This window comes from Enterobacter sp. UPMP701, assembly GCF_053709515.1.
Window position 1 is genome coordinate 329596 of sequence record NZ_JBSKJN010000002.1, and the last position, 26427, is coordinate 356022.

Here is a 26427-nt window from a genome sequence, read left to right on the forward strand (position 1 = left end):
CTGACTCTGCTCACAGGTTGACGCTACGCGCCGGTGTAATGGCACCGTAGTCGTTTACGCTCTGCCAGGAGAGCGTACCGCTGGCACCGGCCGGAAGGATCTGCTGCGCCGAGTTCTTTGGTGCAATCATCAGGTTATCTACCGTCTGCCCGCCCAGCTTCAGATTGACCAGCGTGATGTAATACGGAGAGGCGTTGCTGACTTTGAGATGGTTGCCCACGCGCTCAAAACGCAGCTGAGACAGCGCCTCCTCCGGCTGCATCGCCAGGTTGTTCGGGCGCACAAACAGTTTGATGCGCGAGAGGATCGCCAGCTGCAGCACGTTATTGTTTTCCGTTTTCGCTTTGTTCACTGACGGGATCGCCTTCACGTTCATGTAAAAAAGCGATTCGCGATCGGCCGGAAGCGCGGGCCCGGCGTAAATAATACGCAGCGTGTTTTCACTGTTCGGCTCGCTGACGAACAGCGGCGGGGTGACGGCAAAAGTTTTTTCTTTTTGCCCGCTGGCATTTTCGATCCACGCGTTAATTAAATAGCGTTCTTGTTTATTGCTGTTGGTGATCGCCAGCGACGTTTGCTTTGCATCCGCCGGGTAAATAACGCGCGTGGCCCCCAACGCAATACCGCCGGAAGCATTCGCGCATGCGGAAACCATCATTAAAATAAACGATAAAATCAGTCCTGGTTTAATTAATGTCTTCATCAAAACCGTACCTTTAATAATGTGTTCGCAGGTGTTATGGATAAATCAACGTAAACCAGACATCTGACTGAATATTGCCTGGCACGAGGTGTTCGGAAATAGCGCGATAGCGGGCGCTAAAATGAAACGCGAGCTCGCTGGTATTCACCGGCAACCAGCTGACGGCCGTGGCATTGGGGATAATCTGGCGCTGCTGCTCATCAAAAAGCGCCAGCCCCACGCCGCTGCTGGCAGGGGTTTCTCCTGGCCGCGATGTCGCCAGAAAAACCTGCGGATCTTCCGCAGGCGTTACGCCCTGAAACTGGATCCCCACGGTGCGCGAGACATCCACGCTGCAGTCCAGCAGCCGCACGGTGAAAGGCACGTTAACCGTTGAAAAGCTGCCCACACCGGAAAATGAATTGGTTCGGTACTGCCCCATGTCGATGCGCATGTTCTGGCTGTCCGGCGCCACGGCACAGCCGCCGTTCACCAGCTCACCGCGAAGATGTACTTTGCCACCTTCGATCACCACGGTATGCGCCGATGCCGGGTAAGCCATCGCGAGGGTTAACAGCAGTAATAGTCCAGTCCTTGTCATCCTTCGTTCCTGGCAGTAGCGTATGACGGGCCTCGTCCGTGAGGCCTGAACATCCCTGTGCGCGGGAATTATTCGTATTTCATTACGAAAGTGGCGTCAGCGTTCGCCTGGCCTGGTGCGGTGGTCGCCGCCGTTGATTTATAACGCGCGGTGAATTTCAGGGTGTTCGTCCCTTCGATCAGGGTCTGCGCGGCAGAGAAGGTCGCGCCGTCCGGGGTCAGCACGCTGGATTTGCTGTCGAGGATCTCGATACCCACGCCTTTCGCGGTGTTGTCGTTGTTACCGGACGTCACGGCCAGCAGGGTATTGTCGGTCGCATCGATCTGGCCGGTGAAGGCAACCGCTGCGGTTTTGGCTACCTGCGGGTCGCAATCATTCAGTTCAATGTTGAATGGGATATTAGAGGTGGTGTCGCCCACTTTGGTGAATTTCGCGGTACGATACTGGCCGAGATTAACCGTCTGCTCGGAAGAATCGGTATTTACTGAACAAGCAGCATTAACCAGTTCACCTTTAAAATGCACGGTACCGCCATTTACGGAAACCGGCGTAGCAGGATCGGCAGCATTAGCGGCACCCGCGACCAGGGCCAGTGAAGCAATAACAGTAGAAGCAATGTTGCTGAGTTTCATGTCTATTCCTTTAAAATGTAAATAACCCTTCCCGCGTGAAAGCGGGAATAAGAAATACGTTCAATTGATTCATTGAAAGCTTATTTCGGAGGAGACAAAGTAGCTCAGGACGCGATTTTTAAATATGTCAAAACGCTGCCATTTCGCCAGGTCACATCCTAATCCCACCTAAGAAATTGACCATCACTTAAGAAGGGTTTTTGCGCCTCACGGATGAAAACTCGTAAAGGGTGACTGACAGCGGCGCTCGCTTCTGACAAAATACAGGCCATCCCCCCTTTCAAACGTTACAGACGGAATCTTCTCTCTGATGGCAGCAAAGATTATTGACGGTAAAACGATTGCGCAGCAGGTGCGCTCTGAGGTCGCTGAAAAAGTGAAGGCGCGTAAAGCGGCAGGATTTCGCGCCCCCGGGCTGGCCGTTGTGCTGGTTGGCAGCAACCCGGCCTCGCAGATTTATGTCGGCAGCAAGCGCAAAGCGTGTGAAGAGGTGGGGTTCGTCTCCCGCTCTTACGATTTGCCGGAAACCACCAGCGAAGCGGAACTGCTGGAACTTATTGACACCCTGAATGCCGATAAAGAGATCGACGGCATTCTGGTTCAGCTGCCGCTGCCTGCGGGCATCGACAACGTGAAGGTGCTGGAGCGTATCGCGCCGGACAAAGACGTCGACGGTTTCCACCCGTACAACGTGGGTCGTCTGTGCCAGCGCGCGCCGCGCCTGCGCCCTTGCACCCCGCGCGGCATCGTGACGCTGCTGGAGCGCTATAACATCGATACCTACGGTCTGAACGCCGTGGTCATCGGCGCGTCCAATATCGTGGGCCGTCCAATGAGCATGGAGCTGCTGCTGGCCGGCTGCACCACCACCGTGACCCACCGCTTCACCAAAAACCTGCGTCACCACGTCGAGAACGCCGATCTGCTGATCGTCGCGGTCGGCAAGCCGGGCTTTATCCCAGGCGAGTGGATCAAAGAGGGCGCGATTGTCGTGGACGTCGGGATTAACCGTCTGGAAAACGGCAAAGTGGTCGGCGATGTGGTGTACGAAGATGCCGCCGCGCGCGCCTCTTACATCACCCCCGTACCGGGCGGCGTTGGCCCGATGACCGTAGCAACACTGATCCAGAATACTTTGCAGGCATGCGAAGAGTACCACGACGTAGAGGAAGCGTAAGATGGCGACTTTTTCATTAGGTAAACACCCCCACGTTGAGCTGTGCGATCTGCTGAAGCTGGAAGGCTGGAGCGAAAGCGGCGCGCAGGCGAAAATCGTTATCGCCGACGGGCAGGTGAAAGTAGACGGCGCGGTGGAAACCCGCAAGCGCTGCAAAATTGTCGCGGGCCAGACCGTGAGCTTTGCAGGGCAGAGCGTGACCGTTACGGCCTGAGTCTCCCCTCACCCTAACCCTCTCCCCAAAGGGGAGAGGGGATCAAAAATCCCCCCACATCCATCACGGTTAATTATCGATCAACTTCAAATAATCACTATTTCATCTGTTGAAAGGTGAGATTTCAGTTGCGCGTTTTTCACTCTTTCCCCACGATAAGTAGAACGTTCTACTAAAACGTTCTACTTACAATAACAGCGCAAAAAAAGCGCTACTCGGGGGAAATCAGCATGAGTCTGATATCAGGGTTTGTTAAATCGCTGTCTAAGTTATCAATGATTGGTCGCGCCTTAATGCTGCCAATTTCACTGCTTCCCGCTGCGGGCCTGCTGCTGGCCTTCGGCGATAAGTTCCACTTGCCGCTGATGATGAATGCGGGCGGGGTTATCTTTGATAACCTGCCGATGCTGTTTGCTATTGGCTCCGCCGTGGGTCTGGCGTCCGAATCCGGCATCGCGGCACTCTCTGCAGCGGTGTCGGTGTTTGTCACCAACATCACCATCAGCACCGTGCTGAGCATCACGCCGGAAATGGCCTCTCAGGGCGGGAAATACGCCATGGTGGTCGGCATCCCGACGCTGCAGATGGGCGTCTTCGGCGGGCTTATCTGCGGGATCCTCGCGGCCTGGTGCTACAACCGCTTCCACACCATGCAGTTGCCGGAATTCCTGGGCTTTTTCTCCGGTAAGCGCTTCGTGGCCATTGCAACGGCGTTCCTCTCGTTCCTGATGGGGCTGCTGCTGCCATACGTCTGGCAGCACATTCAGTCCGGGATCGACGCGCTCTCCGTAGTGGTGAACGGCGACAACCAGGCGGCCTCGACCTTTATCTTCGGTCTGGTCGAGCGCGCGCTGATCCCGCTCGGCCTGCACCACATCTGGTATCCGTCCTTCTGGTATTCCTTCGGGGATTACACTACCCAGGCGGGACAGGTGATCCACGGCGACCAGACCATCTGGTTCAAGATGCTGGAAGAAGGGGTGAAATCCTTCAGCAGCGACACCTACCAGAATGCCGGTAAGTTCATGCAGGGTGAATTCCCGCTGATGCTGTTCGCACTGCCTGCGGCGTGTCTGGCGATGTACCACGAAGCGCACACGAAGAATAAGAAAATCGCGGCCGGTATTCTCTTCTCCGCTGCCCTCACCTGCTTCCTGACGGGCATCACCGAGCCGGTAGAGTTCACCTTTATCTTCGTGGCGCCGATCCTTTACGTCTTCAACGCCATCATGGCGGGCCTGGCGTACATGACCATGTATCTGCTGCATGCGCATATCGCCAAGTCGTTCTCGGCGGGCTTTATCGACTACCTGTCGTTCGGGATCCTGCCGTCGTTTAACGGCTATCAGACTAACTTCCTGAGCGCCATTATCATCGGTATCCCAATGGCGCTGATTTATTACTTCACGTTCCGCTTCGTGATCCGTCGCTTCGACGTGAAGACGCCGGGCCGTACGGAAGTGACCGCCAGCGCGAATGACAAGTCCGATTCCGAACTTGCCACCGAAATCATCGGCCTGCTGGGCGGCGCGCAGAACATTGACTCCGTCGGCTCCTGCATCACCCGCCTGCGTCTGGAAGTGGCGAAGAGCGATGCGGTGGACAGAGACGGGCTGAACGGGCTCGGCGCGCGCGGCGTAGTCTTCGTCGGCGACAACGGTATACAGGTGATTTTCGGTGCCAGAGCACAGTTTATCGCCCAGACCATGTCCACCATGATCGGCAAATAATAAGATGCCTGAACGACACGTCTCCTGTACGCTGGGGGACGTGTCTTATCTGGCTGATAATCGGTAAATTTCAGGGAGCGGTTTTGAAGAAAGTCAGCATCATTGATGTCGCAAAGCATGCGGGCGTCTCGGTCTCTACCGTGTCGCTGGTGCTGCGCCAGAAAGGGAAAATCTCAGAGGCGACGATCGGGAAGGTCAATGCCGCCATCACGACGCTGGGCTATGTTCATAACGTCGCCGCTGCCAACCTCCGCGCCAACACCTCCAACTTAATCGGCCTGATCCTGCGCGACTTCAGCGACAGCTTTTCCATCAAGGTGATGGCGAGCATCGTTCAGGAACTGGAGAAGCAGGGTTATATGGTTTTTCTCGGCCAGCCGCTGAACGACAAAGAGCACCTGGAACGGACCCTGCTGTCGTTTAAGCAGCAGGGCGTCGCGGGCGTTATTTATCTCGCGTCCGACACCCGTAACGCCGCGTTACCGGAGCAGATCCGCCAGTGCCCTCTGCCGCTGGTGGTGGTCTCGCAGTCTCTGCTCGATGAAAAATGCAATCTGGTGATGCGCGATAATCGCCAGGCGGCGAACCTGGCCGCGCGCTATCTTATCGAGCGCGGACACCGCTCAATCGCTTATATAGGCGGACGCGAAGGCTGCCTTATCCGCGAGCAGCGCCTGCTCGGCTTTCGCAGTGCAATGACGCAAAACGGGCTGGTCTGGCGCGATGACTATTCACCGGCCTGCAGCGACGATACGCAGGCCGCCGCGATGGCGACGCGCCAGCTGCTGGAGAAAAACAGCTCCATCACCGCCCTGCTTTGCCATTCGCCGGATGCGATGATCGGCTCTATTTCCGGCATTCACCAGGTGGGCCGCACCGTGGGGAAAGACGTGTTCCTGACCCAGCAGGTAGCGCTGATCGGTTTTGAAGATATGCTCCACGTTAACCTCACCTCCCCGTCCTTCACCTACGTCTCATCGGCCAGTGACGAAACCGGGCGACAGGCGGCGGGGCTGATTATCCGCAAGCTGAAAGAGCCGGATCTGCAAACCCAGCGCATCACCCTCTCCGGACAGCTTATCGCGCGCGAGTCGGCGTAAAATCAGAATTTAACACAGGTTTGCTGCAGCGAATTCGCTGCTATATTGCCATGATTTACCATGGAAAATTACAATGCCTACCGTTATTACGCACGCCGCTGTTCCCCTTTGCCTGGGCTTAGGTCTGGGAACCAAGGTCATCCCTCCCCGCCTGCTGTTTGCCGGTATCGTGCTCGCCATGCTGCCGGACGCCGACGTGCTGGCGTTCAAATTCGGCGTCGCCTACGGGAATATTTTTGGCCATCGCGGCTTTACCCACTCCCTGCTGTTCGCCTTTGTGGTGCCGATACTGTGCGTGCTGACTGGACGACGATGGTTCCGGGCCAGCCTGACCCGCTGCTGGCTGTTTTTAACCGTGTCATTGCTGTCGCACAGTTTGCTGGATTCGATCACCACCGGCGGGAAAGGCGTCGGCTGGCTGTGGCCGTGGTCGGATGAACGCTTCTTTGCGCCGTGGCAGGTGATTAAAGTCGCGCCGTTTGCGCTGTCGCGCTACACCACGCCGTACGGGCATCAGGTGATCGTTTCAGAACTGCTGTGGGTGTGGCTGCCGGGGGTAGTGCTGATGGGGTTGCTGTGGTGGCGAAAACGTGCGCGCTGATGCCCTCACCCCGGCCCTCTCCCACGGGGAGAGGGAGAAAACCTAACAATTCCCTCTCCCTGCGGGAGAGGGTTAGGGTGAGGGGAAAATTACTTACGACGCCAGGTCGTTCCCTGTGGGCCATCTTCCAGAATGATGCCCATCTCGGTCAGACGGTTACGCGCCGCATCCGCCGCTGCCCAGTCTTTCGCCTGACGCGCTTCCAGACGCGCTTTAATCAGCGCTTCAATTTCCGCCACTTCACCGTCGTCCGCCTGCGCGCCGCTCTGCAGGAACGCGTCCGGCTCCTGCTCCAGCAGGCCGAGCACGGAAGAGAGCTTGCGCAGATGAGACGCCAGCGCATTCGCCGCAGCCATATCTTCTGACTTCAGGCGGTTTACTTCGCGCGCCATGTCGAACAGCACGGAGTAGGCTTCCGGGGTGTTAAAGTCGTCGTTCATCACCTCTATGAAGCGGGCTTCAAACGCTTCGCCGCCTGCAGCAGGAACAGACCTGTCGGTCCCGCGCAGGGCGGTATACAGACGCTCCAGCGCCGAACGCGCCTGTTTCAGGTTCTCTTCGCTGTAGTTCAGCTGGCTGCGGTAGTGCCCGGACATCAGGAAGTAGCGCACGGTTTCCGCGTCGTAATACTTCAGCACGTCGCGCACGGTGAAGAAGTTGCCCAGCGATTTCGACATCTTCTCGCGGTCAACCATCACCATCCCGGAGTGCATCCAGTAGTTCACGTACTCGCCGCCGTGGGCGCAGGTGGACTGCGCAATTTCGTTTTCGTGGTGCGGGAACATCAGATCCGAACCGCCGCCGTGAATGTCAAAGTGGTTGCCCAGCTGCTTGCAGTTCATCGCGGAACATTCAATGTGCCAGCCCGGACGGCCTTCGCCCCACGGGGATGGCCAGCTTGGTTCGCCCTCTTTGGACATTTTCCACAGCACGAAGTCCATCGGGTTACGCTTCACGTCCACCACGTCCACGCGCGCACCGGCCTGCAGCTGATCCAGATCCTGACGGGAAAGCGCGCCGTAGGTTGGGTCCGTTGGCACGGAGAACATCACGTCGCCGTTATCCGCCACGTAGGCGTGACCGCGTGCGATCAGCTTCTCGGTGATCTCGATGATTTCGTGAATATGGTGGGTCGCGCGCGGCTCGCTGTCCGGACGCAGAATATTTAAGGCGTCAAAATCTTTGTGCATCTCAACGATCATGCGGTCCACCAGCGCAACAAAGCTTTCGCCGTTTTCATTAGCGCGCTTGATGATTTTGTCGTCGATGTCGGTGATGTTACGCACGTACTTCAGGTTATAGCCCAGGAAGCGCAGGTAGCGAGAGACCACGTCGAACGCAACAAAGGTACGGCCATGGCCGATATGACAGAGATCGTAAACCGTAATACCACACACGTACATGCCGACTTCCCCGGCATGGATAGGTTTAAATTCCTCTTTCTGGCGCGTCATTGTATTAAAGATTTTTAACATCGAAGATTCCATGTAAACACGTGTGTGAGTTGTTTGTTCCCTATAATACCCATAATTCGGAATAGGATCAGCACACAATGCAAGGTGATCGCGTCCTGTGGTTATGCTATAACAAGCCCCTATATATGACCCGAAGGCGGGTCGACGTACCACAATAACGGAACAGGATGCAAAAATGGTTACTTTCCACACTAATCATGGCGATATCGTAATCAAGACCTTTGATGACAAAGCGCCTGAAACAGTTAAAAACTTCCTGGACTACTGCCGCGAAGGTTTCTACAACAACACTATTTTCCACCGCGTGATCAACGGTTTCATGATCCAGGGCGGCGGTTTCGAGCCTGGCATGCGCCAGAAAGAGACCAAAGAAGCGATCAAAAACGAAGCGAACAACGGCCTGAAAAACACCCGCGGTACGCTGGCAATGGCGCGTACTCAGGCACCACACTCTGCCACCGCGCAGTTCTTCATCAACGTGGCTGACAACGACTTCCTGAACTTCTCCGGCGAAAGCCTGCAGGGTTGGGGCTACTGCGTATTCGCAGAAGTGGTTGAAGGTATGGACGTGGTTGACAAGATCAAAGCCGTCTCTACTGGCCGCAGCGGTATGCACCAGGACGTTCCTAAAGAAGACGTTGTGATCACAAGCGTGACCGTCAGCGAGTAATTGGTGGCGACACTCTTTATTGCGGATCTGCATCTGCAAACAGAAGAACCGGCGATAACCGCCGGTTTTCTGCGTTTTTTACGCGGTGAAGCGAAAAGCGCCGATGCGCTGTACATCCTGGGCGACCTCTTTGAAGCCTGGATTGGCGACGACGATCCTAATCCGCTGCACCGTGAAATGGCTGCGGCCATTAAAACGCTGGTGGATTCCGGCGTCCCCTGCTATTTCATTCACGGCAACCGTGATTTCCTGATCGGCCAGCGCTACGCCCGCGAGAGCGGTATGACGCTGCTGCCGGAAGAGCAGGTGCTCGACCTCTATGGCCGTAGAGTCCTGATCATGCACGGCGACACGCTCTGCACCGACGATACCGGCTACCAGGCGTTTCGCGCCAAAGTCCACACGCCGTGGATCCAAAAGGTGTTCCTTGGCCTGCCGCTGTTTATCCGCAACCGCATCGCCGCCAGAATGCGTGCGGGCAGCAAGGCCGCCAACAGCAGCAAATCTATGACCATCATGGACGTCAACCCTCAGGCCGTGGTGAGCGTGATGGAAAAGCATGGCGTTCAATGGCTGATCCACGGTCACACCCATCGCCCTGACGTGCATTCTCTTATTGCCAACGGTGAACCGGCCCATCGCGTGGTATTAGGCGCGTGGCACACTGAGGGTTCGATGGTCAAAGTCACCCCCGAAGGTGTCGAACTGATCGCTTTTCCGTTTTAACGTTTTCTCGTCGTTTCGCCTGTTTCTCAGCCACGCAACCGTTTCCCTTGCCCGTATAACATGCTATTCTCTGTGCCCTCGAAAGCAGTGTGTTTCGCACCACAGGAGTTTTAAGACACATGTCTTCCCGCAATAATCCGGCGCGTGTCGCCATCGTGATGGGGTCCAAAAGCGACTGGGCTACCATGCAGTTCGCCGCCGAAATCTTTGAAATCCTGAATGTTCCGCACCACGTTGAAGTGGTCTCCGCGCACCGAACCCCGGACAAACTGTTCAGCTTCGCCGAAAGCGCCGAAGAGAACGGTTACGAGGTGATCATTGCCGGTGCGGGCGGCGCAGCACATCTGCCGGGCATGATTGCCGCTAAAACGCTGGTGCCGGTTCTGGGCGTTCCGGTGCAAAGCGCCGCGTTAAGCGGGGTTGATAGCCTTTACTCCATCGTCCAGATGCCGCGCGGTATTCCTGTCGGCACGCTGGCAATTGGCAAAGCGGGTGCCGCGAACGCCGCCCTGCTGGCAGCACAAATTCTTGCGACGCACGATAAAGCATTGCATCAGCGTCTGGAAGAGTGGCGTAAAGCCCAGACCGACGAAGTGCTGGACAATCCGGACCCGCGGGGTGCAGCATGAAGCAGGTTTGCGTTCTCGGTAATGGCCAGCTGGGCCGGATGCTGCGTCAGGCCGGTGAGCCGCTGGGAATTGCCGTCTGGCCCGTCGGGCTGGACGACGAGCCGGAAGCGGTGCCGTTCCACCAGAGCGTGATCACCGCCGAAATTGAACGCTGGCCGGAAACCGCGCTGACCCGCGAGCTGGCGCGACATAACGCCTTCGTTAACCGCGACGTGTTCCCGATCATCGCCGACCGTCTGACGCAAAAGCAGCTGTTCGACAAGCTCGGTCTGCCGACCGCGCCGTGGCAGCTCCTGTCTGATAAAAACGAGTGGAATGACGTTTTCGCCATGCTGGGCGAGCTGGCAATCGTGAAGCGCCGCGTGGGCGGCTACGATGGCCGCGGCCAGTGGCGTCTGCGCGCGAACGACACCGCCGAGCTGCCGGACGACTGCTACGGTGAATGCATCGTTGAGCAGGGCATCAACTTTAGCGGCGAAGTGTCGCTGGTAGGCGCCCGCGGGCACGATGGCCGCACGGTGTTTTATCCGCTGACACATAACCTGCACCAGGACGGCATTCTGCGCACCAGCGTCGCCTTCCCGCACGCCAATGCTGACCAGCAGGCGCAGGCGGAAGAGATGCTCTCTGCTATCATGCACGAACTGGGCTACGTGGGCGTGATGGCGATGGAGTGCTTTATCACCCCGTCCGGCCTGCTGATCAACGAACTTGCACCGCGCGTGCACAACAGCGGCCACTGGACGCAAAACGGCGCGTCCATCAGCCAGTTCGAGCTGCACCTGCGCGCCATCACCGACCTGCCGCTGCCGCAGCCGGTAGTGAACAGCCCGTCGGTGATGATCAACCTGATCGGTACCGATCTGAACTATGACTGGCTGAAGCTGCCGCTGGTGCATCTGCACTGGTATGACAAAGAGGTTCGCGCGGGTCGTAAAGTGGGTCACCTCAATCTGAACGACAGCGATACCGACCGTCTGAGCGCCACGCTCGAAGCGATGATCCCTCTCCTGCCGCCGGAATATGCGAGCGGCATTGTCTGGGCACAGTCAAAGCTTAAGTAAGACATCCACGCCGGGGAGTTGACCTTCCCCTTCCCCGGCGTACAATCCCCGCCCATTGCTGCTGAGTTTTCTTCTGGAATAACCATGAACGATGGAACGGACTATCGCGCGATCCTCGCATCTGATACCCCTTTAATCGACGTTCGCGCGCCGATCGAATTTGCCCAGGGTGCGATGCCCGCCGCACTCAATCTGCCCTTAATGAACGACGACGAGCGCGCCGCCGTCGGCACCTGCTACAAACGCCAGGGCCCCGAGGCCGCGCTAACGCTCGGCCATCAACTGGTGAGCGGCGAGACGCGTGAGACACGCATTAACGCCTGGCGGAAAGCCAGCCTTGCCCATCCTGAGGGCTATCTCTGCTGCGCGCGAGGTGGCCAGCGTTCACATATCTCACAGGCCTGGCTGAAAGAGGCGGGCGTCGACTATCCGTTGATCCGCGGCGGCTATAAGGCCCTGCGTCAGACGGCGATTCAGGTGACCATTGAGCAGTCGCAAAAGCCGATGGTGCTTATTGGCGGCTGCACCGGAAATGGTAAAACCCTGCTGGTGAAACAGCATCAGCAGGGTATCGATCTGGAAGGGCTGGCTCACCATCGCGGTTCGTCGTTTGGCCGCACGCTCACGCCGCAGCTTTCCCAGGCCAGCTTTGAAAATCACCTTGCCGTCGAACTGCTAAAAAAAGACGCCGCGCGCTGGGTGCTGGAAGATGAAGGCCGGATGATTGGCTCCAACCACCTGCCGGAGTGTCTGCGCGACCGCATGGTTGACGCCCCTGTCGTTGTCGTCGAAGACCCCTTTGACGTCCGCCTGGAGCGCCTGCGCGAAGAGTATTTCGACCATATGTGGGCCGATTTTTCTGCTGCCTACGGCGAGGAAGCGGGCTGGAAAGAGTACAGCGAGTATCTGCATCACGGCCTGTTCGCCATTCGCCGTCGCCTTGGGCTACAGCGTTTTGCAGAATTTACGGCGCTGTTAGATTCCGCGCTGCTGGAACAGCAACGTTCTGGCAGCACTGACGCGCACTTCAGCTGGCTTGCACCGCTGCTGAAGGACTATTACGACCCGATGTACGGCTATCAGCTGGAAAAAAAGGCGGAGAAGATTGTCTATCGCGGAACGTATGGCGAGGTCGCCGACTGGCTTAATCGCTAAAAAAAGCCGGGTGGCGAGGTAAAAGCAAAACGGCAACCCGGGTTGCCGTTTTTAATGTTTGTTCCCTCTCCCCGTGGGAGAGGGTCAGGGTGAGGGCATCAGGCCGCAACGGCTTAGAAGTCGTAACGCAGACGCACCAGGTTCATGTCGCCCAGGTTGTCGGTGCTGGAGGTGAACACGTGTTCATAATCCACGCGGAAACCGTAATCCAGCTGGAAGCTGATACCCACGCCGTTGTCGATGCGCTGGTAGTTACGGCCGTTCACGTACTCAATGCGGTCACCCATGAAGTAAGGCTGGATGGATTTCACCGCGTACTGACCGACTGGGAATTTGTACCCTGCGAAGTATTCAATACCCCATGCATCACCGGCGAAGTAGTCGTTAACTGACACTTTTTTGGTGGTCAGGAAGTTCTGGTACCAGCCGCCGCCCGCGGAGAAGGTCCAGTTGTCCGGCGTCCAGCTCAGCGCAGTACCGAGGATGTTCTGGTCATAGGTTTTGCTGTCGCCGTTGTCCGGGTTACGCATATCTGCACGGGTGTAGTTCCACGCTGCGCCCCAGGTCAGGTCGGTGGTCAGGTGGTAATCCAGACCCAGCGAGCCGCCGCCTTTACGCTTGTAGCGCAGGCCGTTACCCGGCAGGTATTCGCTGTCTTCAAACAGGTAAGATGCGTAGATGTCGGCATCGCCCACGGTTTTCTTATATTTCAGCATCTGGCGTGAACGATAAGAACCGTCGTAGTCGCCATTGATACCGTTACCCGGCGCCTGACCGATCATGTCGTAGTCCCAGATATCGGTTTTCGCACCCACCACATCATAGTAAACGCTGTTCTGTTGACCGAAGGTCAGCGTACCCCAGGTGTCGCTCTTCAGACCGGTATAGAGCATACGACGCGTGGTGTCGTGTGCGCCGTCGGCGTAGTGGTGATCCCAGTTGAACTGCGCGGGAATGTTCACACCCAGCTCGTAGTAGCTGATCCAGCTGATGTCATCAAACAGGTAGTAATCAGCCGCGAAACGGAAACGGGTGCCGCCGTCAAAGCCGTTACGCTTGTAGCTGTTTTTACCGTCGTCGCCGGTCATGTTCTGGAACTGAGGACGGATACTGCCGCCAACGGTGAAGTTCAGGCGGCTCAGCGGGTTACCCGCCTGAGGATCCTGCTTAAGTACGGTGATTTCTGCCTGAGATGCAAAAGTAGTCAATGCCACTGCCGCGCCGATCGTTGCCGCCAGCGCTGATTTTTTTATAGTCATTATTTTTCCTTAATAGACACGCTGCTAAATATTTAGCGGGTGAATATTAACTGGAAATAATCGGGCTGTGTGGACGGTTTTTTAATGTTTTGTGCTACTAAACACTCTGGCGTTATCACTTTGTGCTATTTAAATGCTACGCACCGGCACAAAAACCGGCGCGTAATTATCACCAGACTAAATCAATTCACAAACTGGCGGAAAAGGGCTTTGCCCTTTAACAACCGCGTACCAAGCCAGCCCCCGCAAAGCGAGAGCAGCCCCGCGCCGCAAAGGGGCAGGATCAACCATAGACGCCAGTCAGGCTCCCACGGGAAGTCAAAGACCTTTGTCTGTAGCACCGCCAGCGCCGTCTCTGCACCTATCGCCGCGACCAGCCCTGCCACCAGCCCCAGTAATGCAAACTCGCTCCAGAGCGTCATTCGCAGCAACCGCTTACCCGCGCCGAGCGTGCGGTAGACCACCAGCTCCTGATGACGCTGGCGCATCCCCACCTGCACCTGCGCCAGCAGCAACAGCACGCCGCAGATCGTTACCAGCACCACCATCACCTCCAGCGCGCGGCTCACCTGCTCCAGCACCTGTCCCACCTGTTTCAGGATCGCGCCGATATCCAGCAGGCTGACCGTCGGGAATTCCCGGTTAAGCTGCGTCAGCATGCCGTTGCCATTTTCCCAGCGGAAGCTGGTCAGCCAGCTCTGCGGCTGTCCGTCCAGCGCGCCCGGCGGGAAGATAAAGAAAAAGTTCGGCCGCAGGCTTTCCCAGTCCACTTTACGCAGGCTGGTGACTTTGGCGGTAAAATCCTGGGTATCGCCGGTGAAGGTCACGCTGTCGCCGAGCTTCACGTTAAGGCGCGTTGCCAGCCCCTCCTCCATCGACACTTCACCCACTTTCGGCGGCCAGGTGCCGGCGGTTATCGGGTTGTGATCCGGGCGCTTCTCCTGCCAGGTCAGGTTGAGTTCGCGGTTCAGCGACTCATCTTTATTTCCCTCCGTCGACTGCCCGTTGATCTGCGTCAGGCGGGCGCGAACGATGGGATAGAACGACTCGGGGATAATGTGGTGCTCCGACAGGAACCCCTTCAGCGGCGTCACCTGCTCAGGGGCAATGTTGATCAGGAAATAGTTTGGGCTTTCCGGCGGAAGCTGTTGCTGCCAGCGATCCAGCAGATCCCCGCGAAGCACGAGAAGCAGCGCCAGCAGCATAAACGACAGCGAAAAGGCCGACAGCTGGCTGAGCGTTGACCACGGCTGATGCAGCAGGCGGTTGATCGCCAGCCGCACGGGCAGCGATTTGACCGTCAGCTTTCTGAGAACGTTGAGCAGCAGCCAGCCCAGCACGCCGCACAGCATTGCCAGCACCACCGCGCCGGCCAGCACTGCCCACAGCAGCGTGCTGCCGCCCATCAGCCAGGCCAGCAGCCCTACCGCCACCGCAACGATCGCCGGAAGGTAAAACTTCAGCGGCCAGACGTTCGCCACCACATCGTTGCGCAGCACGCGCAGCGGCTGCGTGGCGAGCAGCAGCCGATAAGGTCGCAGCCCCACCAGCACCGAGATCACCGTCATTGCGCCCATCGCCCACAGCCACGGCCAGAGGCTTGCCGGGGGCAATGCGGCCGGGAGCACCGGTTTCAGCATCACCATCAGCAGTTTTTCAAACAGCAGCCCTATTATTCCGCCGGTAAGCGCAGAGAGGACCAGCAGCATCAGCCACTGGCCGACGATCAGCTTGCGCAGCTGTGCCCGCCCCGCCCCGAGGGTTTTGAGGATCGCCACCAGATCGTAGCGGCTGCGGCAGTAGTGCCCCATCGCCACGGCAACCGCCGCCACCGCCAGCAGCATAGTTAACAGCGCAGACAGCAGCAGGAACTGCTGAGAACGTTCAAGAGATTTACCCAGCGCCCCGTCATCCTGCTCCAGCCCGTACCAGCGGTGCTCCGGCTTGAGCTGCGGCAGAAGCCATTTTTCATACGCCTCCAGCTGGGCAGGCGTGCCGCCAAACTTGTAGCGCCAGGTGACGCGGCTTCCCGGCTGAACGGCATGGGTTGCCGCGACATCCGCAGTGTTCATCAGCAGGCGCGGCGCAAGCTGGAACGGGTTAAAGCCGGAGTCGGGCTCCTGCACCACTTCCCCGGCAATTTTCAGCGTCGCGTCGCCGACGTCGATACTGTCACCGGCTTTCAGGTTCAGAAGCGCCATCAAGCGCGATGCCAGCAGCACCGTGCCGGGCGTCGGCTTTAACCCCGGCGGGCTGGTTTGTAATTCCCCGTACATCGGGTAGATGTCATCCACGGCCTTGACGCTGGCGAGCTGTGGCGTATCGCCCGCAAAGGTCATGGTCTGGAAGGTAATCTGCTCCCCTACCTTCAGCCCTTCTTTGCGCGCTTCGTCAATCCAGCCCGACGGCACAGGGCGAGAGCTCTGCAGCGCCCGGTCCCCGGCTATAAATTCGCGGCTCTGCTGGCTGAGTCCTTTTTCCATGCGGTCGCTGACGCTGCCGAGCGCCAGCACGCAGGCCACCGCCAGGCTTAACGCCAGCCAGACAATCAGCAGCGAGGGCGAGCGCCATTCGCGCCAGAACCAGCGGGCGATCATGCTTCCTCCTGAAGAATACCGTTGACCAGCCGCAGACGACGGTCGCAGCGTGCGGCCAGCTGCGGATCGTGCGTCACAAGGATAAGCGTGGTGCCGTGCTCGCGGTTGAGCGAAAACAGCAGGTCAGCAATTTTGTCGCCGGTTTTACGGTCAAGATTACCGGTGGGTTCATCGGCAAACAGCACTTCCGGGCGACCGTTAAACGCGCGCGCCAGCGCCACGCGCTGCTGCTCGCCGCCGGAAAGCTGAGCGGGAAGATGGTCGAGACGCTTGCCCAGACCGAGCTGTTCCAGTAGCGCCTTCGCCTGCGTGCGGCTTTCGCGACTCTTTTCACCGCGTAACAGCGCCGGGAGTTCGACGTTTTCCAGCGCATTCAGGGTCGGGATCAGCATAAAGGACTGAAAGACAAAACCGATATGACGCGCACGCAGCGCGGCCCGCGCCTCTTCATCAAGCTGGTGCAACGGTTGTCCAACAAGGTGGACTTCGCCGCTGCTGCCGTCGTCCAGTCCGGCCAGGATCGCCAGCAGCGTGGACTTCCCGGAACCGGATTCACCAATCAGCGCGATGGTTTCGGCGCGTTTGACAACGAGTTCAACTCCGGTAAGGATTGAAAGCTCCTGCTCCCCCTGACCGACGGACTTCTTAAGACGATGAACTTCAACACTGTTTTCCGCTGGCATTTGCCCTTCCTGTTTTTGATGCTGATGACCTTCCGCGCGGCGGCAGCGGACACGTTACTGATTCTCGGCGACAGCCTGAGCGCAGGCTATCGCATGGCGGCCAGCGCGGCCTGGCCCGCTCTGCTCAATGATAAATGGCAGAGCAAAACGTCTGTGATTAACGGCAGCATCAGCGGCGATACTTCGCAGCAGGGGCTGTCGCGCCTGCCTGCGCTGCTCAAGCAGCATCAGCCGCGCTGGGTGCTGGTTGAACTGGGCGGTAATGACGGCCTGCGCGGCTTCCAGCCTCAGCAAACCGAGCAAACGCTGCGCACCATTCTGCAGGATATCAAGGCGGCAAACGCCCAGCCGCTGCTGATGCAAATTCGCCTGCCAGCCAACTATGGTCGTCGGTATAATGAGGCCTTTAGCGCGATCTACCCTAAGCTTGCCAAAGAGTTTGATATTCCGCTGCTGCCATTTTTCATGGAAGAGGTCTATCTCAAACCCCAGTGGATGCAGGACGACGGTATCCACCCCAATCGCGATGCGCAGCCGTTTATTGCCGACTGGATGGCAACGCGGCTGGCTCCTTTAGTTAAACATGACTCGTAATTCAGCGGAGTTCCCGACAGGTAAAGTTATGCAAAAATCGGTCTTAATAACAGGATGTTCCAGCGGAATTGGCTTAGAAAGCGCACTCGAGCTGAAGCGCCAGGGATTTCGGGTGCTGGCGGCCTGCCGCAAGCCTGACGATGTCGAACGCATGAACGGGCTGGGCTTCACCGGCATACAGCTGGATATGGACTTGCCGGAGAGCGTTGAACGCGCCGCCGACGAGGTGATAGCCCTGACCGACGGCCGTCTGTACGGTCTCTTTAATAATGCCGGTTACGGCGTGTATGGCCCGCTGGATACGCTCTCGCGCGAAACGCTGGAGAAACAGTTTTCGACCAATTTCTTCGGCGTCCATCAGCTCACCATGCGTCTGCTCCCCGCGATGCTGCCGCACGGTGAAGGGCGCATCGTGATGACATCGTCAGTGATGGGGCTGATTTCCACCCCGGGACGCGGCGCCTACGCCGCCAGCAAATATGCGCTGGAAGCCTGGTCCGATGCCCTGCGCATGGAGCTGCGCCACAGCGGCATTAAGGTCAGCCTGATTGAACCCGGCCCGATCCGCACCCGCTTTACCGAAAACGTGAACCAGACCCAGGCGGATAAACCGGTCGAGAACCCCGGCATTGCCGCACGTTTTACCCTCGGGCCAGAGGCGGTTGTGGCCAAAGTGCGCCATGCTTTTGAGAGTGAGCATCCGAAAATGCGCTATCCGGTGACGCTGGTCACCCATGCCGTAGGCTGGTTAAAACGCCTGCTCCCGGGCCGGATAATGGACAAAATTTTGCACGGCTGAGTTGAAGCGACGACGCGCATCCCCATGTAAAGAGTAAACCGATAAAAGAGAAGGCCGCATGTCCGTACAGAATATCGTCAATATTACTGAAGCTAACCTGCAACAGACCCTTGAACAGTCGATGACCAAACCGGTCCTGTTCTACTTCTGGTCTGAACGCAGCCAACACTGCCTGCAGCTGACGCCGGTACTGGAAAGCCTTGCCGCGCAGTACAATGGTCAGTTCATTCTCGCTAAGCTGGACTGTGACGCCGAGCCGATGGTGGCGTCGCAGTTCGGTCTGCGCGCCATTCCAACCGTCTATCTGTTCCAGAACGGCCAGCCTGTTGATGGCTTCCAGGGACCACAGCCGGAAGAGGCTATCCGCGCCCTGCTGGATAAGGTGCTGCCGCGCGAGGAAGAGCTGAAAGCGCAGGAAGGCATGGCGCTGATGCAGGAAGGCAAATACGACGAGGCGCTGCCGCTGCTCAAAGAGGCGTGGCAGCTGTCGAACCAGAACAGCCAGATTGGCCTGCTGCTGGCGGAAACGCAGATCGCCCTGCACCGTTCAGAAGACGCGGAAGCCGTGCTCAAGACGGTTCCAATGCAGGATCAGGACACCCGCTATCAGGGTCTGGTTGCCCAGATTGAGCTGCTGAAACAGGCGGCGGACACCCCGGAAATTCAGCAGCTGCAGCAGCAGGTTGCCGACAACCCGGCGGATGCCGCGCTGGCAAGCCAGCTGGCGCTGCAGCTGCACCAGGTAGGGCGTAACGAAGAGGCGCTGGAGCTGCTGTTCAGCCATCTGCAAAAAGACCTGGCCGCCGCAGACGGTCAGGCGCGTAAGATGTTCCAGGAGATCCTGGCCGCGCTGGGCACCGGCGATGCGCTGGCGTCGAAGTATCGTCGCCAGCTGTACGCGTTGCTCTACTAAAAAAATGCCCGGTGGCGCTAACGCTTACCGGGCCTACACAACAGGCTTAACCCGCTTTTTTTAGCTGTGTGACCACTAGCTGGTGTCGCGCGTTGTAAAACTTCCGGTAGGTTAAGTAACAGGCAATGATGGTTGACAGGCTTGCCGTGGAAAGCAGCATAAACGTCACCATGATCTGATACTTAATCGCTTTTACCGGATCGATACCGGCAAAAATCAGCCCCGACATCATGCCCGGCAGGCTCACCAGCCCCACCGTTTTGGCTGAATCTACGGTAGGGATCAGCGATGAACGAATGCTCTCGCGGATAAGTCGCGCCGAGGCCACTTTTGGCGTCGCCCCCAGGCTTAACTTCTCCTGCAATTGCTGCTGTTCACTGCTGAAACGCTGGCCGAGATTGTTATAACAGAGCCCAACGGCCACCATGGCGTTCCCCGCAATCATCCCGGAGATGGGGATCACCTGCATCGGCGTAAACTCAATCGAGCCGGAGAGCACCAGCACCGCCAGGGTGAGCGCCGTCCCGGTGGTAATCGCGATAAACGACGAAATGAACGCCTTATCAATGTACTTACTGCGCTTTTGCGCATTCCACGCCGCGTTAAAGCAGATAAAGAGCACCATCAGCAGCGTCAGCACCGCGTGGTTAACGTTGAAGATATACTTCAGCACATAGCCGACGATGATGAGCTGAACCACCGCGCGGCAGATGCTCCACACAATATCTTTTTCCAGCCCCAGCTTTTCCCGGTAGCTGACGACGATAGCAATCAACACCAGCACCATCGAAAACGCCAGTGATTCATTGGTTATGTTGTGTTCACCCACGGTCCGCCTCCTGCATTTTCCCACCGTGCGGCTGGAGCGTAATCACGTCGTCCGCATGGGTAATTTCGTTTGAGTCGTGCGTCACCCACAGCACGGCGATTTTCTGCTCGCGGGCGTAACGATGAATAATCTCGTTGACGTTGCGTTTGTTGACGTCATCGAGCGCGCTGGTAATTTCGTCCAGCAGCAACACTTTCGGTAAAAACTGCAGATTACGGATCAGCGAGACGCGCTGCTTCTCTCCGCCTGATAGTTCATTAATGGATTTGGTGAGCGTCTCCTGCGCCAGGCCAAAGCGCGCCAGATCGCTCTGGAATTTTTCCGGCTCCGGCGTTTTATTGCGGATTTGCCACGGGAAAATCAGGTTGTCATAAACCGTCTCGCCAAAAAGCACTGGCGTTTGCACGCTATAAGAGACCTGCTGACGATAGCTCTCCGGGGACAGCGTCGCGATATCCTGTCCTTCAAACAGAATGGTTCCCTCCGTGGGGCTTAGCAGTGAAGCCACAATTTTCAGTAACGTGCTTTTACCGCAGCCTGACGGCCCCGTTATCAGCTTGAACTCACCGGGAAAAAGTCTAAACCCGACGTGTTGAAGGATCGTGTTATTTCCCACACGAAAGCCGACATCCTTAATCTGCAATACTGCATTTTCGTTGTTCATATTTTTTCCAGTAACCCCTGAGCGTTATTAGCATAATCCGCGCCGCACGCTCGTCACAACGCGTTTTAGCCGCTCCCTTTCCCGTCATGACTTCCCATTGTGTTTAACCAGTGTTCATTAGACATGCTTTACACTTTCGCTTTACCGTTTACGGCGTGACCTTAGCGACACTTGCGCATCGCTGGTTTAGAACATCCGGTAAAGTGGTGTTAAGCTCTGCCCGCAACACAATAAGGAAGTACCAGAATGACTAATATTCACACTTTTTATGAGTTTTCTGAACTTGAACCCGGCGTGAAAACCATCGATCAGCTTCTTGCCGCTATTGCTTCAGAATCCATTACGGCTTATGTGTTTGGCGGGGAGCTTGTCCGGTTTGTTAAGGGCCTGCTGAAAATGAAGCCGGTCATTCAGCTCAAGAATTGCCGCTTTGCGTTTGATAACGGTACTCGCTTCGTTGAAATCGACGGCAAAGGGAATGTTAAAGAGTTCGAACCCGGCAAGGTTCCGGCCTGGTTCCAGTCTCCCGGTGAATTTGCCCGCGGCCAGTGGCTGGTGAACCATGATTTTGCCGATCTCATGACGCCGGAGTTTATCCGCGCGTTTATCGAACGTTTCCCGGACGTGAATAAAAGACGCGAACACGCTAATCTGCTGTTCGATCTGCAGCTCAACAAGATGGTGCCCGCGCAGCCTGCGGCGAAAAAAACAGGCAATATCCAGGGCAAAACGACAAAACCCAAAGTCACCGATCTGCAGTCTTTCGAGCTCTTCGGCCAGTTTTATGCGCGCATGAAAGCGGCAGTCTTTGCAGACCAGTTCCCGACGCTGCAAATCCTGACGGGACATGAAGCCGTCAACGAAGCGCCTACCTCACTGAAAGGTGCGGTACGCACCTGGTTCAAAGGGATCACCGGCCAGCTTCCGCCGAACAACAAGCGCGTGGGCGCGGGCAATGCGGAACTTTTTTGCGCGCCAATCCGCGAGCAGCTGCGTCAGGTAGAGGAAATCGGGCTGGAGACCTTCTACCACGGCCTGTCGAAAGCTATCGCTGACGCGGGTGAGGATGCGCTGATCGCTGATTTTACCTACAGCTACCACTAACGCTCTGCCCCGCCCCACGGGCAGGGCGAATTTTAACCCGTTAACCGATATACTTACGAACAGTACATATCCCTTTTCTCTTATCAAAGCATGCAAAACAGGAGGTTTTTATGCTCATCGTTGTTCCTGTCCTTATTTTCGTTGCGCTGGTTATTGTGGGCGCAGGTGTCAAAATTGTTCCTCAGGGTTACCAGTGGACCGTTGAGCGGTTCGGTCGCTATACCAACACGCTGCAGCCCGGATTAAGCCTGATTGTCCCGTTTATGGACAGAATTGGTCGCAAGATCAATATGATGGAACAAGTGCTGGATATCCCTTCTCAGGAAGTGATCTCCAAAGATAACGCCAACGTTACCATTGATGCCGTCTGCTTTATTCAGGTCATTGATGCGCCGAAAGCGGCGTATGAGGTGAGCAACCTGGAGTTGGCGATCGTCAACCTGACGATGACCAACATCCGTACCGTGCTCGGCTCGATGGAGCTGGACGAGATGCTCTCCCAGCGCGACAGCATCAATACCCGCCTGCTGCACATTGTTGATGAGGCCACGAACCCGTGGGGGATCAAAGTCACCCGTATTGAGATCCGCGACGTGCGTCCACCGGCGGAGCTGATCGCCTCCATGAACGCCCAGATGAAGGCCGAACGTACCAAGCGCGCCTATATTCTGGAAGCCGAAGGGGTGCGTCAGGCGGAGATCCTGAAAGCGGAAGGGGAAAAACAGTCGCAGATCCTGAAAGCGGAGGGCGATCGTCAGTCCGCGTTCTTACAGGCGGAAGCGCGTGAACGTTCCGCAGAAGCGGAAGCCCGTGCGACGCAGATGGTCTCCGAGGCGATTGCCGCCGGTGATATTCAGGCCGTGAACTACTTCGTCGCGCAAAAATATACCGATGCGCTGAAAGAGATTGGCTCCGCGAACAACAGCAAAGTGGTGATGATGCCGCTGGAGGCCAGCAGCCTGATGGGCTCTATCGCCGGTATTGCCGAGCTGATCAAAGACAGCGGAAACGAGCGTAAAAAATGATTGAGCTGATTGTTGCACATCCTCACGCCTTCTGGCTAAGCCTGGGTGGCTTATTGCTGGCGGCGGAGATGCTGGGCGGCAACGGCTACCTGCTCTGGAGCGGTGTTGCCGCCGTCATTACCGGCCTTCTGGTCTGGATCCTTCCTCTGGACTGGACGTGGCAGGGCGCACTGTTTGCCGTGCTCACGCTGGTGGCCGCGTGGCTGTGGTGGCGCTGGCTAAACCGGCGGGTTAAGGAGCAGAAGCCGCTGGACGCGCACCTTAACCAGCGCGGACAGCAAATTGTCGGCAAGCGTTTTACGCTCGACAGCGCGCTGGTGAACGGGCGCGGGCACATGCGGGTGGGCGACAGCTCGTGGCCCGTGGTGGCCGACGACGACCTCAGCGCCGGCACGCGGGTTGAGGTCATTGCGGTGGAAGGCATTACGCTGCGGGTGAAAGCCTGCTAAGCGTGGGTTTTGCGGTGACAGCAGCCGGCAAGATTATCGATAATCGGGCAGTCGGCGCTGTCATCCCCCGGACAGGATTCCGCCAGCTGCAACAGCTGTTCGCGCATCGCCTGTAGCTCGATGATGTGGCGTTCAATCTCCGCCACTTTTTCCAGCGTGCGTTTTTTCACGTCGGCGCTGTGGCGCTTCGGATCGTTAAACAGGTTAACCAGCTCGCCGCACTCTTCCAGGTTAAACCCCACCTGTCTTGCCTGGCGCAGCAGCGTCAGTTCATCCAGATGCAGCTGCGTGTAGCTGCGGTAGCCGTTTTCACTGCGTAGCGGCGGTGTCACCAGCCCTTTCTCTTCATAAAAGCGAATCGCTTTGCTGGTTAAGCCGGTTTTTTTCGCAACGTCACTGATATTCACATTTCCCCCTTGACCTTCCCCTTGATGGAAGGTTTAACCTTCATAACAGTTAGCGAAAAGCGTTACTCCGGTCAACAACTGACCAATATATTATACGGGAGTTTTGTTATGTCTCACACTATCGACCTGACGCTGGACGGCCTCTCCTGCGGCCACTGCGTCAAACGCGTTAAAGAAAGCCTGGAACAGCGCCCTGATGTGGAAAGCGCTGACGTGACTATCGATCATGCCGCCGTGACCGGCAGCGCCAGCGCCGACGCGCTGATTGATACCATTAAACAGGCCGGTTACGGGGCGGAGTTAAGCCACCCAAAGGCTAAACCGCTGGCAGAGTCATCATCCCCGTCGGAAGCACTGACAGCGGCCACTCCTGAGCTTCCGGCAGCTGATGATATTGATGACAGCCAACAGCTGCTGATCAACGGCATGAGCTGCGCCAGCTGCGTCTCCCGCGTGCAGAATGCTCTGCAAGCCGTACCGGGCGTCGCGCAGGCACGGGTTAACCTTGCGGAGCGTACTGCGCTGGTGATGGGCAGTGCCTCCGCCGCAGATTTAGTACAGGCCGTGGAAAAAGCGGGCTACGGGGCGGAGGCCATCGAAGATGATGCCGAGCGCCGCGAACGCCAGCAGGAAACGGCTATTGCCACCATGAAGCGCTTCCGCTGGCAGGCGATCGTCGCCCTGCTGGTCGGTATTCCGGTGATGGTGTGGGGCATGATGGGTGACAACATGATGGTCACCGCAGACAACCGCACGCTGTGGCTGGTGATTGGTTTAATTACCCTTGCGGTCATGGTCTTTGCAGGTGGGCATTTTTATACCAGCGCCTGGAAGAGCCTGAAAAACCGCACGGCGACGATGGATACGCTGGTTGCGCTCGGTACCGGCGCGGCGTGGCTGTACTCCATGAGCGTGAACGTCTGGCCCCAGTGGTTCCCGATGGAAGCCCGCCATCTCTATTATGAAGCCAGCGCGATGATTATCGGCCTGATTAACCTGGGCCACATGCTGGAAGCGCGCGCCCGTCAGCGCTCCTCGAAAGCGCTGGAACGCTTGCTCGATTTAACCCCGCCGACGGCCCGCGTGGTCACGGACGATGGGGAAAAAAGCGTCCCGCTGGCGGAGGTACAGCCGGGCATGACGCTGCGCCTGACCACCGGCGACCGGGTGCCCGTCGACGGTGAAATCACCCAGGGCGACGCCTGGCTGGATGAAGCGATGTTGACCGGGGAGCCGATCCCCCAGCAAAAATCACAGGGCGACGCGGTCCATGCGGGTACGGTAGTGCAGGACGGCAGCGTGCTGTTTACCGCCAGCGCCGTCGGTAGCCATACCACCCTTTCGCGCATTATTCGCATGGTGCGCCAGGCGCAGAGCAGCAAGCCGGAAATCGGCCAGCTTGCTGATAAAATCTCGGCCATTTTTGTGCCGGTGGTGGTCGGCATTGCCCTGCTGAGCGCGGCTATCTGGTATTTCTTCGGCCCGGCACCGCAGATTGTCTACACCCTGGTCATCGCCACCACGGTGCTGATCATCGCCTGTCCGTGCGCTCTTGGTCTGGCGACGCCGATGTCGATTATCTCCGGCGTGGGCCGTGCCGCCGAGTTTGGCGTGCTGGTCCGTGATGCGGATGCCCTGCAGCGGGCGAGCACGCTGGATACGATTGTGTTTGATAAAACCGGCACGCTAACCGAGGGCAAACCGCAGGTTGTGGCCGTGAGCACCGCTGGCATTGCGCAGGAGGACGCGCTGCGCCTTGCCGCCGCGCTGGAGCAGGGTTCCAGCCACCCGCTGGCCCGCGCCATTCTCGATAAAGCGGGCGATGCAGACCTTCCGCAGGTCAGCAATTTCCGCACCCTGCGCGGGCTCGGCGTCAGCGGTGAAGCCGACGGCCACGCGCTGCTGCTGGGTAACCAGGCGTTGCTCAATGAAAACGGTGTTGATACCTCCGGGCTGGAAAGCGAGCTGAAAGCGCAGGCCTCTCAGGGCGCCACCCCGGTTCTGCTGGCGGTGGATGGCAAAGCCGCCGCGCTGCTGGCCGTGCGCGATCCGCTTCGCCAGGACAGCGTGGACGCCCTGCAGAGACTGCACCGCGCGGGCTATCGTCTGGTGATGCTGACCGGGGATAACCCGACCACCGCCAACGCCATAGCGAAAGAAGCCGGAATTGATGAGGTGATTGCGGGCGTTCTGCCGGACGGCAAAGCGGACGCCATCAAGAAACTGCAGAGTCAGGGTCGTCAGGTGGCGATGGTGGGTGACGGTATCAACGATGCCCCGGCGCTGGCTCAGGCGGACGTGGGGATTGCCATGGGCGGCGGGAGCGATGTCGCCATTGAAACCGCCGCCATCACGCTGATGCGCCATAGCCTGATGGGCGTTGCCGACGCGCTGGCTATTTCGAAAGCTACGTTGCGCAACATGAAGCAGAACCTGCTGGGGGCGTTCGTCTATAACTCGCTCGGTATTCCGATTGCCGCCGGGATTTTGTGGCCGCTAACCGGTACCCTGCTGAACCCGGTAGTCGCGGGTGCGGCGATGGCGCTCTCCTCCATTACCGTAGTGAGCAACGCCAACCGTCTGCTGCGGTTTAAACCGAAGGATTGAACCTTGTACCCGTACGCGCTAGCATGAACCTTTCCGGTCAT

The 26427-nt window shown here is 57.7% G+C and carries 27 protein-coding genes; 17 read left to right on the plus strand and 10 right to left on the minus strand.

Features of this window, described 5'->3' with window-relative positions; genetic code table 11:
* Positions 1-10: 10 nt before the first annotated feature.
* The 3 genes from fimC to fimA form a co-directional block, all read right to left on the minus strand.
* Entirely contained in the window at positions 11-703 is a 693-nt protein-coding gene (gene fimC / locus ACWKXT_RS07085) for a type 1 fimbria chaperone FimC (protein WP_119915190.1), read from the minus strand.
* A gap of 34 nt (positions 704-737) precedes the next feature.
* The gene (fimI, locus tag ACWKXT_RS07090) at positions 738-1283 is read right to left on the minus strand and encodes a type 1 fimbrial protein subunit FimI (RefSeq protein ID WP_119915191.1); all 546 of its coding nucleotides are present in this window, start codon (positions 1281-1283) and stop codon (positions 738-740) included.
* Positions 1284-1351: 68 nt separating this feature from the next.
* Positions 1352-1915, minus strand: coding sequence for a type 1 fimbrial major subunit FimA (gene fimA / locus ACWKXT_RS07095; protein WP_454532061.1), 564 nt, complete (start codon positions 1913-1915; stop codon positions 1352-1354).
* Between the two features lie 310 nt (positions 1916-2225).
* Here fimA and folD point away from each other — a divergent pair, with 310 nt between their 5' ends.
* The 5 genes from folD to ACWKXT_RS07120 all read left to right on the plus strand — a co-directional run bounded on the left by folD (position 2226) and on the right by ACWKXT_RS07120 (position 6737).
* On the plus strand, positions 2226-3092 hold the full coding sequence (folD, locus tag ACWKXT_RS07100; protein ID WP_116341497.1) for a bifunctional methylenetetrahydrofolate dehydrogenase/methenyltetrahydrofolate cyclohydrolase FolD: 867 nt from the start codon (positions 2226-2228) through the stop codon (positions 3090-3092).
* Between the two features lies 1 nt (position 3093).
* Positions 3094-3306: a ribosome-associated protein YbcJ gene (gene ybcJ, locus ACWKXT_RS07105; protein ID WP_017694378.1), complete on the plus strand. Its 213-nt coding sequence runs from the start codon at positions 3094-3096 to the stop codon at positions 3304-3306.
* A 230-nt stretch (positions 3307-3536) separates the two neighbouring features.
* Positions 3537-5036, plus strand: coding sequence for a PTS transporter subunit EIIC (locus ACWKXT_RS07110; protein WP_454527983.1), 1500 nt, complete (start codon positions 3537-3539; stop codon positions 5034-5036).
* Positions 5037-5119: 83 nt separating this feature from the next.
* Entirely contained in the window at positions 5120-6136 is a 1017-nt protein-coding gene (gene malI / locus ACWKXT_RS07115) for a Mal regulon transcriptional regulator MalI (protein WP_454527984.1), read from the plus strand.
* 73 nt (positions 6137-6209) lie between these two features.
* Entirely contained in the window at positions 6210-6737 is a 528-nt protein-coding gene (locus ACWKXT_RS07120) for a metal-dependent hydrolase (protein ID WP_454527985.1), read from the plus strand.
* An 89-nt stretch (positions 6738-6826) separates the two neighbouring features.
* Here the strand turns inward: ACWKXT_RS07120 and cysS are convergent, their stop codons facing one another.
* Positions 6827-8212, minus strand: coding sequence for a cysteine--tRNA ligase (gene cysS, locus ACWKXT_RS07125; RefSeq protein WP_454532062.1), 1386 nt, complete (start codon positions 8210-8212; stop codon positions 6827-6829).
* A 175-nt stretch (positions 8213-8387) separates the two neighbouring features.
* On the opposite strand from cysS, the gene ppiB reads away from it, so the two are divergent.
* The 5 genes from ppiB (at position 8388) to mnmH (ending at position 12456) form a co-directional block, all read left to right on the plus strand.
* Entirely contained in the window at positions 8388-8882 is a 495-nt protein-coding gene (gene ppiB / locus ACWKXT_RS07130; protein ID WP_000256009.1) for a peptidylprolyl isomerase B, read from the plus strand.
* 3 nt (positions 8883-8885) lie between these two features.
* The gene (gene lpxH / locus ACWKXT_RS07135) at positions 8886-9608 is read left to right on the plus strand and encodes a UDP-2,3-diacylglucosamine diphosphatase (protein ID WP_454532063.1); all 723 of its coding nucleotides are present in this window, start codon (positions 8886-8888) and stop codon (positions 9606-9608) included.
* A 119-nt stretch (positions 9609-9727) separates the two neighbouring features.
* Positions 9728-10237: a 5-(carboxyamino)imidazole ribonucleotide mutase gene (purE, locus tag ACWKXT_RS07140; RefSeq protein WP_454532064.1), complete on the plus strand. Its 510-nt coding sequence runs from the start codon at positions 9728-9730 to the stop codon at positions 10235-10237.
* Positions 10234-11301 carry a 5-(carboxyamino)imidazole ribonucleotide synthase gene (gene purK / locus ACWKXT_RS07145; RefSeq protein ID WP_454527988.1) on the plus strand — a complete coding sequence of 356 codons (1068 nt, stop codon included), beginning with the start codon at positions 10234-10236 and terminating at the stop codon, positions 11299-11301. Before purE ends, purK begins: the two co-directional genes overlap by 4 nt.
* A gap of 84 nt (positions 11302-11385) precedes the next feature.
* Positions 11386-12456: a tRNA 2-selenouridine(34) synthase MnmH gene (mnmH, locus tag ACWKXT_RS07150; RefSeq protein ID WP_454532065.1), complete on the plus strand. Its 1071-nt coding sequence runs from the start codon at positions 11386-11388 to the stop codon at positions 12454-12456.
* Positions 12457-12569: 113 nt separating this feature from the next.
* On the opposite strand, the gene ACWKXT_RS07155 is transcribed toward mnmH, so the two are convergent.
* The 3 genes from ACWKXT_RS07155 to ybbA form a co-directional block, all read right to left on the minus strand.
* Positions 12570-13715: a porin gene (locus ACWKXT_RS07155; protein ID WP_088544694.1), complete on the minus strand. Its 1146-nt coding sequence runs from the start codon at positions 13713-13715 to the stop codon at positions 12570-12572.
* A gap of 182 nt (positions 13716-13897) precedes the next feature.
* Positions 13898-16312: a putative ABC transporter permease subunit YbbP gene (gene ybbP, locus ACWKXT_RS07160; protein WP_454532066.1), complete on the minus strand. Its 2415-nt coding sequence runs from the start codon at positions 16310-16312 to the stop codon at positions 13898-13900.
* On the minus strand, positions 16309-16995 hold the full coding sequence (ybbA, locus tag ACWKXT_RS07165) for a putative ABC transporter ATP-binding protein YbbA (RefSeq protein WP_346807647.1): 687 nt from the start codon (positions 16993-16995) through the stop codon (positions 16309-16311). The genes ybbP and ybbA overlap by 4 nt, the downstream gene beginning before the upstream one ends.
* On the opposite strand from ybbA, the gene tesA reads away from it, so the two are divergent.
* Genes tesA through ACWKXT_RS07180 form a run of 3 tightly spaced genes read left to right on the plus strand, consistent with a single transcriptional unit; the run spans position 16966 to position 19301 of the window.
* The gene (gene tesA / locus ACWKXT_RS07170; protein WP_454527991.1) at positions 16966-17589 is read left to right on the plus strand and encodes a multifunctional acyl-CoA thioesterase I/protease I/lysophospholipase L1; all 624 of its coding nucleotides are present in this window, start codon (positions 16966-16968) and stop codon (positions 17587-17589) included. The two genes, ybbA and tesA, sit on opposite strands and share 30 nt — an antisense overlap.
* Positions 17579-18388 carry an SDR family oxidoreductase gene (locus ACWKXT_RS07175; protein WP_454532067.1) on the plus strand — a complete coding sequence of 270 codons (810 nt, stop codon included), beginning with the start codon at positions 17579-17581 and terminating at the stop codon, positions 18386-18388. The genes tesA and ACWKXT_RS07175 overlap by 11 nt, the downstream gene beginning before the upstream one ends.
* 58 nt (positions 18389-18446) lie before the next feature.
* On the plus strand, positions 18447-19301 hold the full coding sequence (locus ACWKXT_RS07180; protein WP_454527993.1) for a co-chaperone YbbN: 855 nt from the start codon (positions 18447-18449) through the stop codon (positions 19299-19301).
* A gap of 46 nt (positions 19302-19347) precedes the next feature.
* Here ACWKXT_RS07180 and fetB read toward each other — a convergent pair whose 3' ends face one another.
* Positions 19348-20130: an iron efflux ABC transporter permease subunit FetB gene (gene fetB, locus ACWKXT_RS07185; protein ID WP_266179624.1), complete on the minus strand. Its 783-nt coding sequence runs from the start codon at positions 20128-20130 to the stop codon at positions 19348-19350.
* Positions 20123-20794, minus strand: a complete 672-nt coding sequence (gene fetA / locus ACWKXT_RS07190) for an iron efflux ABC transporter ATP-binding subunit FetA (RefSeq protein WP_454532068.1) — start codon at positions 20792-20794, stop codon at positions 20123-20125. The genes fetB and fetA overlap by 8 nt, the downstream gene beginning before the upstream one ends.
* A 246-nt stretch (positions 20795-21040) precedes the next feature.
* Between fetA and ACWKXT_RS07195 the strand changes: the two genes are divergently transcribed.
* From ACWKXT_RS07195 to ACWKXT_RS07205, 3 genes are all read left to right on the plus strand, one after another.
* Positions 21041-21898: a hypothetical protein gene (locus ACWKXT_RS07195; protein ID WP_454532069.1), complete on the plus strand. Its 858-nt coding sequence runs from the start codon at positions 21041-21043 to the stop codon at positions 21896-21898.
* Between the two features lie 110 nt (positions 21899-22008).
* Positions 22009-22923: an SPFH domain-containing protein gene (locus ACWKXT_RS07200; RefSeq protein ID WP_265194347.1), complete on the plus strand. Its 915-nt coding sequence runs from the start codon at positions 22009-22011 to the stop codon at positions 22921-22923.
* Positions 22920-23372, plus strand: coding sequence for an NfeD family protein (locus ACWKXT_RS07205; protein WP_454532070.1), 453 nt, complete (start codon positions 22920-22922; stop codon positions 23370-23372). Before ACWKXT_RS07200 ends, ACWKXT_RS07205 begins: the two co-directional genes overlap by 4 nt.
* On the opposite strand, the gene cueR is transcribed toward ACWKXT_RS07205, so the two are convergent.
* Entirely contained in the window at positions 23369-23779 is a 411-nt protein-coding gene (gene cueR, locus ACWKXT_RS07210; protein WP_080328025.1) for a Cu(I)-responsive transcriptional regulator, read from the minus strand. The two genes, ACWKXT_RS07205 and cueR, sit on opposite strands and share 4 nt — an antisense overlap.
* A 108-nt stretch (positions 23780-23887) precedes the next feature.
* On the opposite strand from cueR, the gene copA reads away from it, so the two are divergent.
* Positions 23888-26386 carry a copper-exporting P-type ATPase CopA gene (gene copA, locus ACWKXT_RS07215; RefSeq protein WP_454532071.1) on the plus strand — a complete coding sequence of 833 codons (2499 nt, stop codon included), beginning with the start codon at positions 23888-23890 and terminating at the stop codon, positions 26384-26386.
* The last annotated feature ends 41 nt before the right edge of the window (positions 26387-26427 follow it).

Excerpts from the sequence above, each read along its gene's own strand:
- ACWKXT_RS07120 (WP_454527985.1), top strand. The coding sequence starts at position 6,210 with ATGCCTACCGTTATTACGCACGCCGCTGTTCCCCTTTGCCTGGGCTTA.
- purK (WP_454527988.1), top strand. The coding sequence starts at position 10,234 with ATGAAGCAGGTTTGCGTTCTCGGTAATGGCCAGCTGGGCCGGATGCTG.
- fimI (WP_119915191.1), bottom strand. The coding sequence starts at position 1,283 with ATGACAAGGACTGGACTATTACTGCTGTTAACCCTCGCGATGGCTTAC.
- fimC (WP_119915190.1), bottom strand. The coding sequence starts at position 703 with ATGAAGACATTAATTAAACCAGGACTGATTTTATCGTTTATTTTAATG.
- ACWKXT_RS07180 (WP_454527993.1), top strand. The coding sequence starts at position 18,447 with ATGTCCGTACAGAATATCGTCAATATTACTGAAGCTAACCTGCAACAG.
- fetA (WP_454532068.1), bottom strand. The coding sequence starts at position 20,794 with ATGAACAACGAAAATGCAGTATTGCAGATTAAGGATGTCGGCTTTCGT.
- ACWKXT_RS07155 (WP_088544694.1), bottom strand. The coding sequence starts at position 13,715 with ATGACTATAAAAAAATCAGCGCTGGCGGCAACGATCGGCGCGGCAGTG.
- ACWKXT_RS07205 (WP_454532070.1), top strand. The coding sequence starts at position 22,920 with ATGATTGAGCTGATTGTTGCACATCCTCACGCCTTCTGGCTAAGCCTG.
- ybbA (WP_346807647.1), bottom strand. The coding sequence starts at position 16,995 with ATGCCAGCGGAAAACAGTGTTGAAGTTCATCGTCTTAAGAAGTCCGTC.
- mnmH (WP_454532065.1), top strand. The coding sequence starts at position 11,386 with ATGAACGATGGAACGGACTATCGCGCGATCCTCGCATCTGATACCCCT.
- ACWKXT_RS07110 (WP_454527983.1), top strand. The coding sequence starts at position 3,537 with ATGAGTCTGATATCAGGGTTTGTTAAATCGCTGTCTAAGTTATCAATG.
- copA (WP_454532071.1), top strand. The coding sequence starts at position 23,888 with ATGTCTCACACTATCGACCTGACGCTGGACGGCCTCTCCTGCGGCCAC.
- ppiB (WP_000256009.1), top strand. The coding sequence starts at position 8,388 with ATGGTTACTTTCCACACTAATCATGGCGATATCGTAATCAAGACCTTT.
- ACWKXT_RS07175 (WP_454532067.1), top strand. The coding sequence starts at position 17,579 with ATGACTCGTAATTCAGCGGAGTTCCCGACAGGTAAAGTTATGCAAAAA.
- folD (WP_116341497.1), top strand. The coding sequence starts at position 2,226 with ATGGCAGCAAAGATTATTGACGGTAAAACGATTGCGCAGCAGGTGCGC.
- tesA (WP_454527991.1), top strand. The coding sequence starts at position 16,966 with ATGAACTTCAACACTGTTTTCCGCTGGCATTTGCCCTTCCTGTTTTTG.
- cysS (WP_454532062.1), bottom strand. The coding sequence starts at position 8,212 with ATGTTAAAAATCTTTAATACAATGACGCGCCAGAAAGAGGAATTTAAA.
- fimA (WP_454532061.1), bottom strand. The coding sequence starts at position 1,915 with ATGAAACTCAGCAACATTGCTTCTACTGTTATTGCTTCACTGGCCCTG.
- ybcJ (WP_017694378.1), top strand. The coding sequence starts at position 3,094 with ATGGCGACTTTTTCATTAGGTAAACACCCCCACGTTGAGCTGTGCGAT.
- ACWKXT_RS07195 (WP_454532069.1), top strand. The coding sequence starts at position 21,041 with ATGACTAATATTCACACTTTTTATGAGTTTTCTGAACTTGAACCCGGC.
- purE (WP_454532064.1), top strand. The coding sequence starts at position 9,728 with ATGTCTTCCCGCAATAATCCGGCGCGTGTCGCCATCGTGATGGGGTCC.
- ybbP (WP_454532066.1), bottom strand. The coding sequence starts at position 16,312 with ATGATCGCCCGCTGGTTCTGGCGCGAATGGCGCTCGCCCTCGCTGCTG.
- ACWKXT_RS07200 (WP_265194347.1), top strand. The coding sequence starts at position 22,009 with ATGCTCATCGTTGTTCCTGTCCTTATTTTCGTTGCGCTGGTTATTGTG.